Origin of the sequence: Marinobacterium sediminicola (assembly GCF_022343685.1) — a bacterium.
GTDB lineage: Bacteria > Pseudomonadota > Gammaproteobacteria > Pseudomonadales > Balneatricaceae > Marinobacterium > Marinobacterium sediminicola.
Genome location: NZ_CP092123.1, coordinates 976262 through 993981, shown reverse-complemented (window position 1 = coordinate 993981; position 17720 = coordinate 976262). Strand labels below are relative to the sequence as shown.

The following is a 17720-nucleotide window of genomic DNA, read 5'->3' as shown; positions in this document are numbered from 1 at the left end:
GTCCAGCATAAATAATCAGGCTGTTTTTTGACGCCAGAGCTCTTCGTTTTTGAGCATGGTATTGAGCACGACAATGAGCTTGCGCATGCAGGCAATGATGGCCACTTTGGGCAGCTTACCTTGCGCCTTCAGGTGCTCGTAGAAGCGTTTGAACACAGGGTTACATTGGATTGATGACAGCATCGCCATAAACATGACTGTGCGGATACGGTGACGACCTCCCCGGATGCGTCGCTTGCCATTCCAGGTACCGCTTTCGCGGTTCATGGGGGCGACACCAACCAGGGCAGCGATCTCTTTGCGGTTGAGTTTGCCGAGTTCTGGCAGCTCGCTGAGCAGGGTATAGGCGAGGACTTTTCCAACGCCGGGTACACTGGTCAGGATCTCGGTTTTGACACGCCAGTGCTTGACCTGCATAACCGCTTCATCGATCTGTTTGGTGATGGTGTTGATCTGAGTTTGTAAGGAGCGCAGCAAGGTTTTGATGGAGCGGTGTAGCGCCTTGGGTAGGATCTGGAGACGGTTTTTTTCCATCGTCTGCATCTCAAGGAGCTGGCCGCGTCGAATCAGCAAGTCCTTAATAAGACGGGATTGTTTGTCTGGAATCGGCTTGATCTCGGGCTGTATGGTGGCCGCGAAGCGAGCGATGACACCGGCGTCAATCTTGTCCGTTTTGGCCAGTACCCCAATGGCCTGCGCATAACGTCTGACACTGATGGGGTTGACGACGACAATGGGTAGATTCGCCTGGTCGCAGGCAAACACGAAGGCGTGTTCATAGCGCCCTGTGGCTTCGACCACGATGCGTTCGATGTTGCGCTTTTTCAGCACGTGAACGACCTTGAGAATGCTGTCCTCGTCGTTCGGAATTTGAAAATGGAGGTCCAGCGGATGCAGGACGATATCGAGTTTGGATTTGCCGACGTCTACGCCGACGTTGATGCTGATTTGGCTTTCCGTGTTCATGGTAATAAGCTGACTCTGCCTTGCTATGCGGGCTCGGGGCCCCGATGACTGTTCGAGTTATCGCTAAAGAGTCATGCAGCGCTACACACTTGTTATCGGTCTCTCGCAAGAGGAGCCGGCGCTACACCGAGCTGCTGCATGAAGGCCCTCAATGGCCGTTGAGGGTGGGTCCCAATTTACCCGGAAAACACACGGAATTATCCATACAACCGCTTTATGACATTAGAATGCCATACGCAGCTTCAGTGAAGCGGTATGACTCAGGTAGTCCGAGCGGTATTCGGCGTTGTAGTCAGCACTGATTTCGGCACCGCTCTCCGTGGTGTGGAGCAGGCCCAGGCCGACATTACCGATCCAGGGATTGGGATCGATACCCTTAGTGATGAACTGTGCACCCGGCGCGCCGGCAAAGGCGGAAGTGATGCTGGCCTGTTCATTGATCAGGTCATAGCCCACACCCAGCTTGGCGGTGAGGTCGGTGGTCGGATTCAGGGTATGAATCAGCTGACCTTCAACACCCGCAACCAGCGCTTCGGTGGTATTGCTGTCCACATCCAGGTTCAGCAGGCCCGCACCCGTCTCGGTGTAGGACTCATCCTTGATCCAGGTGTAGTCAGCCTTAAGGGTTGCCGTTGCACGGCTGGTGTCGTTGATGGCGTAGCCACGGACAATCCCCATGCCCAAATGGGCCGAGTAGCTGTCATAGTCGGAGTCCGCAACGCTGCTGGTGAAGGCGATCTGACGCTTGCCTTCGTTCTGGTTCTGGCCGAAGTCGACCTGGAAGGTCAGATCCGTGTTTTCATCCAGCGAGCGAGAGCCGTAACCGATCAACTGATAGCTGTCGATATCCAGATTGTGCGGCGCAATTGACGAGTTGCCGTCCACGTTGGTGGTGGCGTAGGCGAAGGCCACACCCAGGCGGGTTGTGTCGTTGATCTCGCTGTCCAGACCGATGACCAGACCACCGGTGTTGGCGTCATAACCAGACACGCCATTGCGATCATCCTGCTCGGTCCAGGTGCCGAACGGTTTGATCCAGAAATGCTTGTCGCTCAACATCACATCGCCAGAAGACTTGCCCAGGTTGGCGTTCTGACGTGCAAGCACGGCACCATTGATACCGTAAAGCGCGGTACGGGCCGCGAAGAAACCACCACCGGTCAACAGCGGAAGGGTTTGAGTTGCCGCATCCGACATTTCCATGTTTCCGCTCATTCCAGCAAACAGATCTAACAGCTCGGGAGTTGCATCAATGACTTTGCCAGCGTTGTATGCGGGGCTATTGACCTGGCTGAGTGCTGCATTATAGACGGACGGATTCAACTTCTGTGTAAGGACATCTGAATTCCATAAACCACCAATAATATTAAGTAGCCAACTGTTTCTATCATCACCCAGTGATGAATAGTCCGTTTGAGTATGCCATTCATCTGCTGTAAGACTGCTGTATATGATATAGCCATCTCCGTATTTATACCCGGCCACTATAGGGACTACAGAGTTATCATAGTTAGTATTTCCTTCGATGAAGATTATCAGCTCTACACCATCATCTGCCACAACATAATTGTGAGAAAGATCATAGCCAGCTCTTTCATAATAGATTATTTCATAGTCAGTAAAAACTGTTTTACCAACATCTGTTATCTGTCCACTAGCAGCAGCAGTAGTATTTTCTGGCCATCTATTAAGAAACAGCTCAGCATCACCAAGCCTAACAGAACCATTAGTTCCTGCTGACTCAACCAGCAAGCTTCCCCCATTTGAAACCCAATCTAACACCGAATCTTCGTAAAGATTAATAAAATGATTCAAGGATGTATCATAACTATCACTTCCCTGAAGATATACAAATTCTGTTGATGCTGAAAATATTGAATCAACATTTAGGCCAGCGGTAGTATAATTATCATATAAACTCCAGCCATCACTTCCAAAAACCACATTCATTGCATCTTTATCGTACGTCTTCCCCCATGGGGATTGACTAATCAAGTAAACATCCGCATTAGCTGATGGCAGATGCAAGCCACCAAGCCCCAGAATCATCACTGGTATTACGCTAGAAAGTTTCTTACGGAACAACATCGTCTTATCCTATTTGAAGAGGTGTAATTTTATTAAGATCACTATCCTAATGAAGCCATAAATCATCGATACCAGACTACAAAGGTATGGCAAATGACTGGCACTTGACGACTGGCGGATCAACGCTGAAGTGTATCAATCTATTGACACCAAAAGCTGACATTTCCTGACATCCCTGTTGACAGATATCAATAACCACCCACCAAGGCGTGTACGGCGTTCTTAACCGATGCTGTCCTGGATAATTATTGTCAAAACGTAAGTCAGATATCATCTGAAGTCTGTCTTACAAAACGAAACTCCAGCGTCTCACTAATCGTTGCATTTCCGTCGTTCCATGAATAAAAAAGGCCATGAGCACTGCTCATGGCCTTCATCCTACCAACTGGCTGCTGACATTAGCATGCCCTGCCCGCTCTCAACGAGGCGGTATTGGTCCTTTCTGGTTGTCTCTTGATGCTTTCCTGTCAGTCATATCAATAACGATATTGCCAGGCCACACCCAGAATGTTCTGGCTCATTTCCAAATTGGCTTCGCCACCGCCCAGAGCACCCGGAATTGAACTCTGTCCACTGACCTTTTCCTCCAGTGCACGGGTGTATGAGAAGCTGATCGACTGCTCAGGACTCAGCTGCCAGCTGGCACCGATACTGGCGTGGTTCTGAATCACACCGGGTGCCAGAATATTGAGGAAGGTCTGGCTTGCCGGGATCGGCTGGTCGCTGTGACTGATGCCGGCACGCAGGGTCAGTTGCGGGCTGGCGGCGTAGATCACGCCCAGCTTGAAGACATCAATATCCTGCCAACCGAAACCGGCACCTTCCGCAGCTCCCAGAGGTGCATCAAAGGCCAGGGGATTGCCGACAGACTTGATCTTGCTGTACTCAATACGCTCCCAGTCACCGGCCAAAGTCCAGCGTGGGTTCACCTGCCAGGCAAAGCCGATACCGTAACTTTCCGGTACATCAAAGCCGCCCTGCTCGGCAAACAGACCGCTGTACTTGTCGAAGCGGTCAGTCTCGATGCGCGATGACCAGCTGACACCCAGTGTCAGCGTATCCGTCACCTGGCCCTGCCAGCCCAGTTTGATCCCCCAACCATCGGCACTGTCATAGCCGTTATTGGTTACGGAACCCGGGGACGCACTCCAGATGGGGTTATCAAACGCCTGCAGCCCTTCAGCGGAAAAGCGCTGGTATACGTAGGTTACACCGGCACCGATGCTGTGACGTTCACTCAGCTTATAGGCCAGTGAGCCGGTGACGAACATCTGGCTCAGATCAACCCCGGCAGCACCACTGGAGCCGAAGTTGGCAAAGGGGTTATTGGTGTAAGAGGTGTTCATGCCGCCATTGGCATACAGAGCGACACCATAAGCCAGGCGATCCGAATGGCGACGGGCGAAGCCGGCTTCGGGGATCCAGAAGGGACCGTCCGCATTGCCGTCATAGTGACCATCTAACCCGAACCCGCTACCGTTGATGTCGGCACTGCGCTTGGGATCAAAAAAGGTGAGACCCGCATCATACTGGCTGCCCAACGCGATCAGGGACGCCGGGTTGCTGGCAGACTTGATGCTGTCATGGGCCAATGCCAGGCTGACACCCGCCATGCCCTGTGCCTTGACGCTGCTGCCATGCATGAAATAGCCGTTGGTCGCCAGAGCGGTCAGCGGCAGGGAGGCAAGGGTCAAAACCAGGGTGGAACGCAGCGCGGGTGTCATCTCGATCTCCTTGGATCTTGGTTATTAAGACACGCGCATTTTATTCAATTAGGTTATAAAAAATAAATATTGTTTTGTTATTAAGGTATATCTAATTAAGACACCTCCAAACCAGCAACTGCTTATATGCCTCCACTGCAGCGCTGACGTCAAACCTCCGGCAAGCGGTCGATCTTTGCCGCCAAAACAAAATCATTCTCGTGCAGCCCGCCAATCTTGTGGGTCCAGATCTCGACACTGGCGTAGCCCCAGCCGAAACAGATTTCCGGATGATGCCCCATCTCCTCTGCCAAACGCCCTACGTGGTTCACAAAGGTCAAGGCCGTGTTGAAATCGGGAAAGCTGAATTCACGCCGGATGCGGCTAGCATTTTCTGACAGCTGCCAGTTTTCCACTTGCTCCAGATAGGGTGCAATCTCTTCCCGTGACAGGGTCGGCACACCCCCCCTGCACGGTACGCAACGCTTGTCTGCCAAAGACATCTTCATTCTCCTTATCCGGGTCGATCACTTTCAGTCTAGCCGCTTCGATCAGGCCGGGGGCCACTGGATGTGTATCACTCTCCGGCATCCAACAGTTCAATCCAGTGCTGAACGGGAACCCTTGCTTTAGATCCCAGGTGCAGCTGGCAACCGACGTTGGCCGTTACGATGCGCTCGGGGTTATCACCCGTCAGTGCGTTCAACTTGTTATTCAACAATCGCTGGCTCATGTCCGGCTGAAGAATGGAATAGGTCCCCGCCGAACCACAGCACAGATGACCCTCTCGGGTTTTCGCCAGCTTGAACCCTGCTTCCGCAAGTATTTTTTCTACCGTCCCGCCCTGTTTCAGCGCATGCTGAAGCGTACAGGGACAATGCACCGCAACTTTACCTTCGTCGATGGTCGGTTTAAGCAGACCAAGATTCTCTTGCAGCAACACTTCACTCAGGTCCTTGGACAGCTCACTGATTCGCTGCGCCTTGTCGGCGTATTCGGCATCATGCCTGAGCAAATGACCATACTCCTTAACCATGGCCCCACAGCCGGAGGCGGTCATCACAATCGCTTCGCAACCTGACTCAACCGCCGGCCACCAGGCATCAATATTGCGGCGCATGAAATCCAGTCCTTCCTCATGCGCCGACAGGTGATAGCTGATGGCACCACAACAACCGGCCTCGGGTGCTTCCACCAGGGTAATTCCCAGCCGGTCCAATACCCGTGCCGCTGCCGCATTGGTGTTGGGGGTTGACACCGATTGGGCACAACCGGCCAGTGCCAGCATCACTCGCGCGTGCCGCTTTGCCGGCCAAGGGGATGCAGGCTTATGTTCAGGCACCTTGCGTCTCAAGGCCTCCGGCAGCAAGGGCCGAGCCCATTGTCCCAACTTCAGCAGTGGTGCAAACCGACCCGGAAAGGGCAAAACCTTGCGGATCGCCCATCGCTTCCATTTCTCGCCGGCAGGACGATCCAGCTTCTCCTCAACCAGCCCACGGCCGATATCGATCAGTCGGCCATACTGGACGCCTGAGGGACAGGTGGTTTCACAGCTGCGACAGGTCAAGCAACGATCCAGATGGGTGCGCGTCTTGTCGGTGACTTCGCCGGTTTCCAGCAGTTGCTTGATCAGGTAAATGCGTCCGCGGGGGCCATCACGCTCATCACTCAGTTCCTGATAGGTCGGACAGGTGGCGGTACAGAAGCCGCAATGGACACAGGTTCGCAGTATGGCTTCTGCTTCCTGCCCTTCGGGCCGAACCCGGTAATGTTCGATCAGATCTGTCTTCATGTTAGGCCTGCTTACATCCAGCTATAGACACGTCCGGGATTGAACAGATGGTCAGGGTCAAATGCCCGCTTCAGCCGCTGCTGCAGCTGTTGCATGGCAGGTGACAAGGCGTGCATCACCTCCTGCTGACGATCACCACCACGATAGCGGCTGACCTGCCCCCCCGCCGCCGCTGCGATCGCCTCCATGCGAGCCTGATCGGCATCCCCCCGATACCAGCGTTGAGCCCCGCCCCAGTCCAGCAGCCATTCGCCATCCAGATCAGCCAGAGGTGCACAGGGGTTAACCGAAAAACGCCACAGGGGCTGGTCGTCGTCGAACAGCGCCAGCTGCTGATCGCGTAGCTGCTGCCAGAACCGATCTCCGGCCTCGTCAACTTCGCCGTTCCAGCGCAACAGAGTTGCCTCCACTGCCGAATGCGCTCCGCTGAGCCGCAGGTAGAGGTTGCCCTGATACCAGCAGGCCGCGGTCAGGGGCCGGGACTCCAGTGCGCGACGATTCATGATTTCGATCGCCTCTTCAGGCCCCACGGCCAGCTTGAGCGTGCGGCTCGCGGCCGGTTTGGGCAGTACCTTGAGACTGACTTCCGTAATCACCCCAAGCGTCCCCATGGCGCCCGCCTGTAGCCGGGATACGTCATAACCGGCCACGTTTTTCATCACCTGACCACCAAAACGCAGGTGCTCCCCCAACCCGTTGATCATGCGGATGCCCAGCACCTGATCCCGCACCGAGCCCCACCAGGGACGACCGGGCCCGGACTGGTTACAAGCCAGAGTGCCCCCGATGGTCGCCGCTGGCCCCAGCCGGGGCGGCTCGAACGACAACATCTGGTTCTGCTCGGCCAGCGCCGCCTCCAGTTCAGTCAGAGGGGTACCTGCCCGCGCCGTCAACACCAGCTCAACCGGGTGATAGGTCAGAATTCCGCTGTGCCCCGACAACACCAGGCGTTCACACTCCACATGCGTGGACCTGCCCATGAAAGCTTTGGTATCGCCCCCCACAATCGATAGAGGGCGGCGGTCTGCTCGAGCAGCGAGCACCTGTTGCTGCAATTGTTCACTCAGATCAGCCATGTCCTTCCTCCAGATGAGAATGGGCCTGAGCCGCAACCGAACTATTGGGTTCCAGCCTGGGGTTGAGCGACCGGTATTCCTGACACTGGCGCAAGGTCGGAATACCCTTGCCCGGATTCAGCGTTCCCGGAGGATCGAACGCTTCCTTGATGCGATGGAACTGGGCAATCTCCTGCTCATTGAACTGCACCGGCATCTGTCGAATTTTCTCAATACCGACCCCGTGCTCACCGGTAATACAACCGCCGACTTCCACACAAAGTTCCAGAATCCGGCCGCCAAACTCTTCCGTTTTCTCAAATTCGCCCGGGGTATTGGCATCAAACAGAATCAACGGATGCAGATTGCCGTCACCGGCATGGAAAACATTGGCCACACGCAGACCATATTGCTGAGACATTTTCTGCATTTCGGTCAGCACATGCGCCAGCTGACCTCGGGGAATGGTGCCATCCATGCAGTAATAATCGGGCGATATTCGGCCCACGGCCGGAAAGGCCGACTTGCGTCCCTTCCACAACCGCGCCCGCTCCTCCTCGGAATGAGACGTCCTCACCGAGGTAGCGCCGAGGCTGCGAAACAGGTTTTCCACTGCCTCAATATGTTCGTGAACTTCCTCTTCGGTACCGTCCACTTCACACAGCAACAGCGCTTCGGCTTCCACCGGGTAGCCAGCCTGAGCAAAGGCTTCGGCAGCGACAATGGCATGACTGTCCATCATTTCCAGACCACCCGGGATAATCCCTTCGGCGATAATCCGTCCCACTGCATCACCGGCGGTCTGCACGGAATCAAATCCGGCCATCACCACCTGTGCCACCTCCGGCTTCGGCAACAGTTTGACCCGCACCTCAGTGACGATGCCCAACAACCCCTCGGAGCCGGTCATCAACGCCATCAAGTCCATACCGCAGCTATCGAGCCCCTGACTGCCCAACGTCAGCTTTTCGCCTTCTACCGTCAAAAGATCGATGCTGAGCAGGTTATGCACCGTCAAGCCGTACTTGAGGCAATGCACGCCGCCCGAGTTTTCCGCCACGTTACCGCCGATGGTGCAGGCGATCTGTGACGAGGGATCGGGCCCGTAGTAAAGACCGAACTCGGCCGCCGCCTCACTGATCGCCAGATTGCGTACCCCGGGCTGCACCCGAGCCGATCGTGACGGGGCATCAATCTCGAGAATCCGGTCAAAACGCGCCATCGACAGCACGACACCCTCTGCATGCGGCATGGCACCCGCGCACAACCCGGTGCCCGCTCCTCGAGCCACCACCGGGATCGCCTGCTGATGACAGATTTTCAAGACCTGTTGTGCCTGTTCGACGGTCCCCGGCAGCACGACCAGCAAAGGCATCTCGCAGTACATCGACAGGCCATCGCACTCATAGGGACGCAGGGTTTCGTCATCACTGATCACATACTCGGGCTCGATGAACGCCCGAAAACGCTCTACCAGGTCGCGTCGTCGCGCCTCGCGTCCGGCACTGTTTACCTGAGTCATACGCATTCTCCGTGTCGGTTCAGGCTAGCCTCTGATCGTGAGGAAATGATCGATACCGGCCTGGGCACAGACCATATCCTGATCCGGCGTTCCTGAGCTCAATCCGATACCGCCGACCACCTCACCCTCGACACTGACAGGCAGGCCGCCACCCACCACACAGAGTCGTCCTCCCATTGCCGTATGAATGCCGAACACCAGACTGCCCGGCACACACTTTTCGTTGTACTCATGGGTCGCCTTGCGCGCCGCTGCGGCGGTGAATGCCTTGTCCTGGGCGATGGTGACGCTGGTAATCTTGCCGCCATCCATGCGTTCGAATGCAACGAGATTACCGGATTCATCCACGATCGCGATGCACATGGGCACCCCGATTTCATCAGCCTTCTGCCGGGCACCTTCGATCAGCAGGCGGGCATCCTGCTGGTCCAATCGATTGACGGTTAACATGCTCTGGATACCTTCAATAATGGATTCAGCAATACGACGGGGCTCATCGCCCCGCCGCCTGTTTCAGCATACGACGGTGATGGTGCAGCAGGGGCTCCGTATAACCGTTGGGCTGCTCACACCCCTTGAAGATCAGGTCGCAGGCGGCCTGGAACGGAATACTGGCATCGAAGTCAGACGCCATATTGGTATAGGCCGGATCCCCCGCATTCTGTCGGTCCACCACCTCGGCCATCCGTTTCAGCGTTTCCATCACCTGATCGTCGGTACAGATCCCGTGTTGCAGCCAGTTGGCCAGATGCTGGCTGGAGATACGCAGTGTGGCACGGTCCTCCATCAGACCGACATTGTGGATATCAGGCACTTTCGAGCAGCCAATGCCCTGTCCGACCCACCGCACCACATACCCCAGAATCCCCTGCACGTTGTTGTCCAACTCTGCCTGGATCTGTTCGGGGCTCAAAGCGGTATCCCCCAGTAACGGCGGGGTCAGCAGCAATTCCAGCGGTGCCAGCTGACGCGTCATCAGCTCCTTCTGGCGAGCCTGTACACTGATCTGATGGTAGTGAGTCGCGTGCAAAGTGGCCGCCGTAGGTGAAGGCACCCAGGCACAGTTGGCTCCGGCACGGGGATGTGCCAGCTTGGCACTCATCATCTTTTTCATCTCGTCCGGCATCGGCCACATGCCCTTGCCGATCTGGGCGACACCTTCCAACCCACAGGCCAGTCCGATATCGACGTTGCGGTCTTCATACGCCTGAATCCAGGGCTGGGCCTTGATCGTTTCCTTGGGTAACACGGGACCGGCTTCCATGCAGGTATGGATCTCATCGCCCGTGCGGTCGAGGAAACCGGTGTTGATGAACATCAGGCGGTTGCGCACTGAACGGATGGTTTCCCTGAGGTTAGCCGAGGTGCGTCGCTCTTCATCCATGACCCCGACTTTCAGGGTATTGGCGGGCAACCCCAAGGCCTGCTCCACCCAGGTAAACAGTTTGTCAGTCAGCGCCGACTCTTCCGGCCCGTGCATCTTCGGTTTGACGATATAGATGCTGCCGGTGCGGCTGTTGCAATAGCGTCCGAGCCCCTTGAGATCATGAAGGGCACAGAAAGTGGTGACCATGGCATCCAGGAACCCTTCCGGCACCTCCTGGCCATGTGCATCCAGCACCGCATCCGTTGTCATCAGGTGCCCCACATTGCGCACCAGCAGCAGACTGCGGCCATGCAGGGTCAGACTGCTGCCATCGGGAGCCGTGTAGGTGCGGTCTGCATGCAGGCGTCGGGTCAGTTCCCGCCCCCCCTTGACGAAGCTATCTTCCAGCGTGCCACGCATCAGCCCCAGCCAGTTGCGGTAGACCCCGACCTTGTCTTCGGCATCGACGGCCGCCACCGAGTCCTCGCAATCGATAATGGTGCTCATCGCCGATTCCATCAGCACATCGCGTACGCCAGCCGGGGACAACTGCCCTATCGGGTGCTGAGGGTCAATTTGCAGCTCCACATGCAGACCGTTATTGCGCAACAGCACGCCGCAGGTTGCACCCTCCTCGTGATAGCCGACGAAACGGTCCGGGTGCTGGAGTCCTGTCAGGGTACCATCCGCCAATTGCACGCTCAGGCTGATCGCTTTGCCCTGTCCCTTCTGCACCCGGTACTCAGTCACATCGGCGTGAGCCCCCTGCGCCAGTGGCGCCACGGTATCCAGAAACGCGGATGCCCAGGCGATCACCCGGCGTCCCCGTTCCGGGTTGAACTGGCTGCCCTTTTCACAGCCGTCAGCTTCATCAATGACATCGGTACCGTACAGCGCATCATAGAGACTTCCCCAGCGCGCATTGGCGGCATTCAGGGCGAAGCGCGCGTTGCTGCAGGGCACTACCAGCTGAGGACCCGCCACTCGGGCAATTTCGTCATCCACGTTTTCGGTACCGATCCGGAAAGGCTCCCCCTCCGGAACCAGATAGCCAATATCCCTCAGGAACTGCATGTATTCGTTAACATTGAAAGCGGTGTTCTTGTGCGCCTTGTGCCAGGCATCGATTTCAGCCTGAAGACGATCCCGTTTCAGCAGAAGAGCCCGGTTTTCTGGACCGAGGTCGTTCAATATCTGCTCAAACGCTCGCCAGAATTCGACGGGATCAATTCCTGTTCCGGGGGCTATTTCATCTTTAACAAGGCTATAAAGGGCCGAGTCGACCTGCAGGCCACCCGCCTGGACTCGATTATTCATATCCAGATCTCTTTTCTGATTATTGTTTTGGGTCTGGCGGGGCGACAGCCCCGCGACGGGACATTCAATTCATCAGCCGTACACCAGATTGGGCAGCCAGGTGATCAGTCCCGGGAACAGGATGCAAAGCATTAGTCCAACAGCCTGCAACGCCAGGAAGACCAGTGAAGAACGGAAAATGGTTCCCATGGAAATTTCCGGCGGACAAACGCCACGGATGTAGAAGAGTGCGTAGCCGAAAGGCGGACTCAGGAAGGACATCTGCATGTTCACCAGATAGAGCACGCCGAACCAGAGCACCACATCCTCCCCCGGCACTGCCGGGAGCCCAAACAGCCCATCAAACTCGAGTGCCTGCACGATCGGGATAAAGATCGGCACTGCCAGCAACAGAATGCCTACCCAGTCGAGGAACATGCCCAGAATGACCAGCAACACCATCAACAGGAACAGGATGCCATAGGGGGACAGGCCTGTGCCCAGAATGGTCTCGGTGATAAAGCTCTGGCCACCCTGCAGGATGTAGAAACCGACGAAGACCGAGGCACCGAACATGATCCAGAGCACCATCGCAGAAGCCTTGGCAGTGGTGATCGAAGCCTCGCGCAGCGTCTGCACCGAGAAGGATCCATGTTTCCAGGCCACCAGCATCGCACCGAAGGAGCCTATGCCTGCCGCTTCAACCGGCGTAGCGACACCGCCGAACAGTAGCCCAAGCACCAGCATCACCAGAATGATCGGAGCAATCAGGTCTTTCAGCAGCATCAGTTTCTGCGAGAAGGAGATGCGCTCCTCCACCGGCACAGGCGGCCCCAGCTTCGGGTTGAGCATGGTGCGGACCAATACATAGGCGATATACATGCCGGAGAGCAGCAATCCCGGCACCACGGCCCCAAGATACAGTTCCCCCACTGATTGCTGGGCCACAACAGCGTAAAGGATGGCCAGAATGGAGGGCGGAATCAGAATCCCCAGGGTGCCGCCCGCCATGATCGACCCCAATGCAATCTGGTGATCGTAATTGCGCTTGAGCATGGCCGGCAGAGCAATAATTCCCATGGTCACGACTGCCGCACCAATGACTCCGACCATGGCAGCAAGGATCGTGGAGGCAATGATGGTCGCCGTTGCCAGACCACCACTGAGGCCGCCCATCCATTTGTAGACCACATTGAACATCTCCTCTATCAGGCCTGCGCGCTCCAGCATCGATGCCATGAAGATGAACAGTGGAATAGCCGCCAAATCCGAGTTGGTCATCATCGGGAAAATACGTCCCGGGATGATATTGAGCATGTTGGCGTCACCCACCAGGTAGATGAACATAACGCCCAGACCACCGGTCACGAACGCCAGCGGCAACCCCATCATCAGGGCCACTAGAAGGGAGCCGAACATCAGATAGGTCAGCGGACCAATGGCGACGTTTTCCAGCACACCCGCCAATCGAAACAGGAAGTATTCGTCTCCGTAGGGGTCATAGAACAGGGTGTTGATGGTTTCAACCAGGATGACGAAGCCCAGCCCGATGGTGGCGACGATCATAAGCCAGGTTCCCAGCTTGCCGACCACGGGATTGTGCCCACGAGCACGGGTCGTTTCTGCGGATTGAGCGTTCATTTAGCAGCCTCCCGTCCCATGCGCACAAAGAGCACGATATCCTTGATGAGTCGCGAAATACCCGCCAGCAGGATCAGCACCGAGCCCAGCAGCATCATTCCTTTCACCGGCCAGTACTGAATTCCCCAGGTTTCAACTGTCGTTTCACCCATCTGATAGGCGTCGTTGAAGAAGGTCCAGGACGTCCCGGCCAGCGCCATGGCGAAAATAAAAAAGAACATCGACGTAAAGATATCCATGCCCACTCGGCCCCGTTCCGGCAGCAGGTTGTACATCACATCCACGCGCACGTGCGCGCCATGCAGCAAGGCATAGGCCCCCGCCAACAGGTACTGCATCCCCAGCAGCAGGAAACTGGCCTCGTGGACCCAGATGGTCGGCATATTGAAGAAGTAACGCATGACCACTTCATAGAAGTAGAAGCACACGGCATTCACGGTCCAGAAAGCGACAAACACTCCCGACTTTTCACTGATCCAGTCCACGACCCGAGTGAAAGCATTGCCTTCGAAGTGCAAACGAATCACCGGATCCTCGTCGGCTTGCAGCTCCCCCATCACAGGGTGCGGCTCTTCGGCCTCATCCGCTTTTGTACTTCTGCTGAGTGCCATTAGAACCAGTGGCATCACTGCCAGCCAACCCCAGTAGAGCCAGTGGGGCAGAACAAAGCCAAAACCTTCCAAATCAGACATGATTGACTACCTCATCACACTGCGGGGGAGTGCCCTCCCCCATGTCGGTTTCATCTTCAGGGGAGGTCGTCACTCCATCCCCTTGATGTCCTCTTCGGAAACGTAACCAACGGTGTCATTCATCATGAATTTGAGCTGCAGGTCGAAGATGGCACGAGCATCCGCATCCTTGTTGGCCCACTTGTACCAGATCGGAATCGCTGCCTTACGGAAGCGCATCATGTCCTCCTGACTCAGCCGTGAAACCTGATCGCCAGCGGCTTTGAACTTTTCCATCGCTTCGATATTGCGCTTCTGGATCGCCAGGTAATGCCGCTGCGAGTAGTTGCGCACCTCCTCTTCGACGATTTTCTGAATCTTGGGATCCAGCTTGTTCCAGGCTCGCAGGTTAACGGTCAGGTCCATCAGGTCCACCGGCTGATACACCGACATGACCCCCGGAGGACCAAACAGGATGTAATCGGTCACCTGGGAAAAGCCCAGCTCCCAGTTCACGGCCGGTCCTACATAGTCAGCCGCATCGATGGTGCCCTTCTCCAGTGCCGGGAAGATATCCGAGCCTGGAAGACTCACGGTCGATACACCGAACTGCTGGAACACTTCTGCCACCATGCCTCCGGGCAGGCGGATCTTCATGCCCTTGAGGTCATCCAGGCTGCTGACCGGCTTTTTGGAGTGGATAATATTGGCGTCATGCTGGATCGGACCGACGTAAAAGAGGCCGAACTTCTTGTAGATCTCTCGGGTTTTTTCCAGCATGCCCATCGAGTAGAACATGGTGTCCCACTGATGAGGCTGGTCGGGGCCGGCCGGGTAGGATGACAGGAAAACAGAGGCCGGAATCTTGCCAGACCAGTAAAGAGTAAACGGGTTCATCCCCTGAATGACACCGTTACGCACCGCATCAAACAGCGCATTGTTGTCGGCAGCCACTGATTTGGCCGGGAAGGGTTTGAAGATCAACTCACCGTTGGTCTTCTCTTCCATTTCGTTACACCATTCCTCAAACAGGCTGTAGCCCACGGTACCGGCATCCCAGACCGACTGAATTTTCCAGGTCTGGGCGGCATGCGCCGGTGTCGCTGCCAGCATCGAGGTGCCAGCCACCAGCGCGCCGGCCAGCGCGACAGATTTCAGAAATCCGCGTCTGGGCTTGAGCCCTTCCACGGAAACATGCAGATTTTCTTTGCTCATGTTGGTTCTCCATGATTGTTATTGTTCGAGCGGAAAACAGAACGTGGCGGCATATCCACAGCGCTTGGGCAGCGTGGTCAGACAGCCGTGGCGTGCGCGAAGAATAATTGGCGAGGGCTGAAGGTACGTCCAGCGAATGCCAAACTGGTCGGACCAGTTTTTTGTCTTCATTCGTGGACGCTGACGGCTGAATGATCGATATTTACTTGAGCAAAACCTGCCCCCACCGGTTTTTGAGAAACAATAACAACAACTGGTCGAACCAGTGGACAAGATGCCTAACAAACAATCATGCTCGACGGCTCAGTCGATCGCCCATCATCTGGAAAAGATGATCATCGACGGCAGCCTTGCACCTGACCGCAAGATCCCTTCCGAACGCCAATTGTCCAGCCGACTGGGCGTGTCCCGTGCCATTGTGCGTGAAGCGCTGCATGAGCTGCATGGCCGAGGCATGATCGAAACCCGACATGGCAAAGGCTCTTTTGTCACCTGCGCGCTGCCACAACTGGAAGAGAGCAGCCCGTTGATGCAGGCCTTTTCCGGCCATACACGCACTCTGTACGATCTTTTCGAGGTCCGTGAGCAATTGGAAGGTCAGGCCGCGGCGCTGGCAGCCGAGCGCGCCACCGAAATGGATCAGGTTCGGATTACCCGGGCGTTTGAGGCGATGGAAGCGGCAGACCCGCTCAGTAACGCCAATCTTGATCACGCCTTCCACAGCGCCATCGTGGAAGCCTCTCACAACCCGATCCTGGTCCACATCCTGAGCAGTCTCAAGGAACTGATGCTGGGGTCGGTTCAGGCATCCGTGATGAACCTCAATCACCGTCAGGCCTTCAAACAACAGATCGACAAGCACCATCGTCAGATTTACCACGCTGTCATCAGCCGCCAGGCACGCTGGGCTCGCAAGGCCGCCATGGCACACGTACGCCATGTCAGCGAAGCCCTGCGCCAGATTGAAGAAGCCGAACACCACCTGATTCGCCACGCGCTTGACGACGCCACCGATGACACGCCCCCCATCTCCCGCAGCCTTCAATAATCCGCTATGGTGCCTGTCACTTGAGCAGGCCGTCAGCCATCAACTAGGCTGAACAGATTCCTTTTCGGGCAAGGAGATCTCATGAAGAATCGGTGGAATGACATCATCAAGGCAGCCGTGCGGTTTCGTCATCAGTTGCATCGCCATCCTGAACTGACCTGGCAGGAAGAAAATACCAGCCACCTGATCCGGGAGCAGCTGGACCAGCTGCAGATCCCCTGGCGCAGCTGTGCGCGTTACGGCACAGTTGCTACTCTGGCGCCAGATGCCACAGGCCCACACATCGCGCTGCGTGGTGACATAGATGCATTGCCGATTGAAGAGCTGACCGACCTGCCCTATCGCTCCGAGCACCCGGGGTGCATGCATGCCTGCGGCCACGACGGTCATACCGCTGCACTCTGGGCCACCGCCGCCTGGCTGAAAGTCCATGAAGACGAATTGCCGGGCCCCGTCACCTTGTTGTTTCAACCTGCAGAAGAAGGCGGTCATGGTGCCCGCGCCATGATTGAAGAAGGCGCGCTCGATGGTGTGGAGTGTATCTATGGCTGGCACAATTGGCCTGCCATCCCCTACGGTCAGGCGATCTGCCCGGATGGGCCGGTGATGTCAGGCAACGGTACCTTCGAGATCGAACTCCATGGACGGGGGGGCCATGCCAGCCAGCCCGAGCTCTGTCGCGACCCGGTACTGGCCGCCGCTGCCGTCACGCTGAACCTGCAGCAGATTGTCAGCCGACGCTTGCCGCCACAGGCAGCCTGCGTGATCAGTGTCACCTGGATCAATGCAACCAGCGCCGCCAACGTAACTCCCCAGACCGTCAAGCTGGGCGGCAGCATCCGCCTCAGCCAGCCGGAGCTGCGCGATACCATCAATCAACTGATCAGGGAGATCACCGAGGACACCGCACGCAGTTACGGCGTCAGCGCACAGGTGGAAACCGCCAAACGCTACGAAGCGACCATCAACCATGCCGATGCCGCCACCCGTTACCGCGAGGCCCTTGAAGCCAGTCTGGGCAGTGAGTGGCAGTGTGACAGCATCCACGTCCCCATCATGGCTTCGGAGGATTTCAGTTACTACCTCAACCATGTCCCCGGCGCCTTCGCGCTGATCGGCATGGGGCGTGAGGATAACTATCGACACTCCTGCCACAGCCCCCATTACGTCTTTAACGACGACCTCATCCCCAAGGTCGTGGAAGTCTTCGCCCGCCTGGCCGGCGCACCGCTCGCCGACTGAGCCCCCTCCGGAAGTGGAAAGAATTTTCCCTTCCGGCTTGCTGACCCGCTTTTTGTCTCCTACGTTGAAGGGGAAACAACATCAAATCGGCCCTTGGGCTGCTGCTTTATTTCAG

The 17720-nt window shown here is 56.4% G+C and carries 14 protein-coding genes; 2 read left to right on the top strand and 12 right to left on the bottom strand.

Annotated features, from left to right (window positions below; translation table 11 throughout):
* Nucleotides 1-15 precede the first annotated feature (15 nt).
* The 12 genes from LN244_RS04665 to dctP form a co-directional block, all read right to left on the bottom strand.
* A complete protein-coding gene (locus LN244_RS04665) occupies nucleotides 16-966 on the bottom strand; it encodes an IS110 family RNA-guided transposase (RefSeq protein WP_239040020.1) in 951 nt (316 codons plus the stop codon).
* A gap of 222 nt (nucleotides 967-1188) precedes the next feature.
* Nucleotides 1189-2169, bottom strand: coding sequence for an autotransporter outer membrane beta-barrel domain-containing protein (locus LN244_RS04660; RefSeq protein ID WP_239041685.1), 981 nt, complete (start codon nucleotides 2167-2169; stop codon nucleotides 1189-1191).
* Between the two features lie 1361 nt (nucleotides 2170-3530).
* Nucleotides 3531-4778, bottom strand: a complete 1248-nt coding sequence (locus LN244_RS04655) for an OmpP1/FadL family transporter (protein WP_239041684.1) — start codon at nucleotides 4776-4778, stop codon at nucleotides 3531-3533.
* Nucleotides 4779-4927: 149 nt separating this feature from the next.
* The gene (locus tag LN244_RS04650; RefSeq protein ID WP_239041683.1) at nucleotides 4928-5260 is read right to left on the bottom strand and encodes a 4a-hydroxytetrahydrobiopterin dehydratase; all 333 of its coding nucleotides are present in this window, start codon (nucleotides 5258-5260) and stop codon (nucleotides 4928-4930) included.
* A 74-nt stretch (nucleotides 5261-5334) separates the two neighbouring features.
* Nucleotides 5335-6549, bottom strand: a complete 1215-nt coding sequence (gene glcF, locus LN244_RS04645; RefSeq protein ID WP_239041682.1) for a glycolate oxidase subunit GlcF — start codon at nucleotides 6547-6549, stop codon at nucleotides 5335-5337.
* Nucleotides 6550-6560: 11 nt separating this feature from the next.
* Nucleotides 6561-7625: a glycolate oxidase subunit GlcE gene (gene glcE, locus LN244_RS04640; RefSeq protein WP_239041681.1), complete on the bottom strand. Its 1065-nt coding sequence runs from the start codon at nucleotides 7623-7625 to the stop codon at nucleotides 6561-6563.
* Nucleotides 7618-9126, bottom strand: coding sequence for an FAD-linked oxidase C-terminal domain-containing protein (locus LN244_RS04635; RefSeq protein ID WP_239041680.1), 1509 nt, complete (start codon nucleotides 9124-9126; stop codon nucleotides 7618-7620). Before LN244_RS04635 ends, glcE begins: the two co-directional genes overlap by 8 nt.
* Before the next feature lie 24 nt (nucleotides 9127-9150).
* Nucleotides 9151-9576 (bottom strand): GlcG/HbpS family heme-binding protein, encoded by a 426-nt coding sequence (locus LN244_RS04630; protein WP_239041679.1) that lies wholly within the window; start codon nucleotides 9574-9576, stop codon nucleotides 9151-9153.
* Nucleotides 9577-9619: 43 nt separating this feature from the next.
* Nucleotides 9620-11809, bottom strand: coding sequence for a malate synthase G (locus tag LN244_RS04625; protein ID WP_239041678.1), 2190 nt, complete (start codon nucleotides 11807-11809; stop codon nucleotides 9620-9622).
* A gap of 72 nt (nucleotides 11810-11881) precedes the next feature.
* Nucleotides 11882-13429, bottom strand: a complete 1548-nt coding sequence (locus tag LN244_RS04620; protein WP_239041677.1) for a TRAP transporter large permease — start codon at nucleotides 13427-13429, stop codon at nucleotides 11882-11884.
* Nucleotides 13426-14121 (bottom strand): TRAP transporter small permease subunit, encoded by a 696-nt coding sequence (locus tag LN244_RS04615; RefSeq protein ID WP_239041676.1) that lies wholly within the window; start codon nucleotides 14119-14121, stop codon nucleotides 13426-13428. The genes LN244_RS04620 and LN244_RS04615 overlap by 4 nt, the downstream gene beginning before the upstream one ends.
* A 69-nt stretch (nucleotides 14122-14190) precedes the next feature.
* The gene (dctP, locus tag LN244_RS04610) at nucleotides 14191-15315 is read right to left on the bottom strand and encodes a TRAP transporter substrate-binding protein DctP (RefSeq protein WP_239041675.1); all 1125 of its coding nucleotides are present in this window, start codon (nucleotides 15313-15315) and stop codon (nucleotides 14191-14193) included.
* Nucleotides 15316-15589: 274 nt separating this feature from the next.
* Between dctP and LN244_RS04605 the strand changes: the two genes are divergently transcribed.
* Both LN244_RS04605 and doeB2 read left to right on the top strand, forming a co-directional pair.
* Complete coding sequence (locus LN244_RS04605) at nucleotides 15590-16363, top strand: FCD domain-containing protein (RefSeq protein ID WP_239041674.1); 774 nt, start codon at nucleotides 15590-15592, stop codon at nucleotides 16361-16363.
* Nucleotides 16364-16444: 81 nt separating this feature from the next.
* Nucleotides 16445-17605, top strand: a complete 1161-nt coding sequence (gene doeB2, locus LN244_RS04600) for a N(2)-acetyl-L-2,4-diaminobutanoate deacetylase DoeB2 (RefSeq protein ID WP_239041673.1) — start codon at nucleotides 16445-16447, stop codon at nucleotides 17603-17605.
* Nucleotides 17606-17720: the final 115 nt, after the last annotated feature.

Bases quoted from the DNA above. Each gene is read 5' to 3' on its own strand.
- LN244_RS04665 (WP_239040020.1), bottom strand. From the start codon at position 966: ATGAACACGGAAAGCCAAATCAGCATCAACGTCGGCGTAGACGTCGGC.
- LN244_RS04660 (WP_239041685.1), bottom strand. From the start codon at position 2,169: ATGGAAATGTCGGATGCGGCAACTCAAACCCTTCCGCTGTTGACCGGT.
- LN244_RS04655 (WP_239041684.1), bottom strand. From the start codon at position 4,778: ATGACACCCGCGCTGCGTTCCACCCTGGTTTTGACCCTTGCCTCCCTG.
- LN244_RS04650 (WP_239041683.1), bottom strand. From the start codon at position 5,260: ATGTCTTTGGCAGACAAGCGTTGCGTACCGTGCAGGGGGGGTGTGCCG.
- glcF (WP_239041682.1), bottom strand. From the start codon at position 6,549: ATGAAGACAGATCTGATCGAACATTACCGGGTTCGGCCCGAAGGGCAG.
- glcE (WP_239041681.1), bottom strand. From the start codon at position 7,625: ATGGCTGATCTGAGTGAACAATTGCAGCAACAGGTGCTCGCTGCTCGA.
- LN244_RS04635 (WP_239041680.1), bottom strand. From the start codon at position 9,126: ATGACTCAGGTAAACAGTGCCGGACGCGAGGCGCGACGACGCGACCTG.
- LN244_RS04630 (WP_239041679.1), bottom strand. From the start codon at position 9,576: ATGTTAACCGTCAATCGATTGGACCAGCAGGATGCCCGCCTGCTGATC.
- LN244_RS04625 (WP_239041678.1), bottom strand. From the start codon at position 11,809: ATGAATAATCGAGTCCAGGCGGGTGGCCTGCAGGTCGACTCGGCCCTT.
- LN244_RS04620 (WP_239041677.1), bottom strand. From the start codon at position 13,429: ATGAACGCTCAATCCGCAGAAACGACCCGTGCTCGTGGGCACAATCCC.
- LN244_RS04615 (WP_239041676.1), bottom strand. From the start codon at position 14,121: ATGTCTGATTTGGAAGGTTTTGGCTTTGTTCTGCCCCACTGGCTCTAC.
- dctP (WP_239041675.1), bottom strand. From the start codon at position 15,315: ATGAGCAAAGAAAATCTGCATGTTTCCGTGGAAGGGCTCAAGCCCAGA.
- LN244_RS04605 (WP_239041674.1), top strand. From the start codon at position 15,590: ATGCCTAACAAACAATCATGCTCGACGGCTCAGTCGATCGCCCATCAT.
- doeB2 (WP_239041673.1), top strand. From the start codon at position 16,445: ATGAAGAATCGGTGGAATGACATCATCAAGGCAGCCGTGCGGTTTCGT.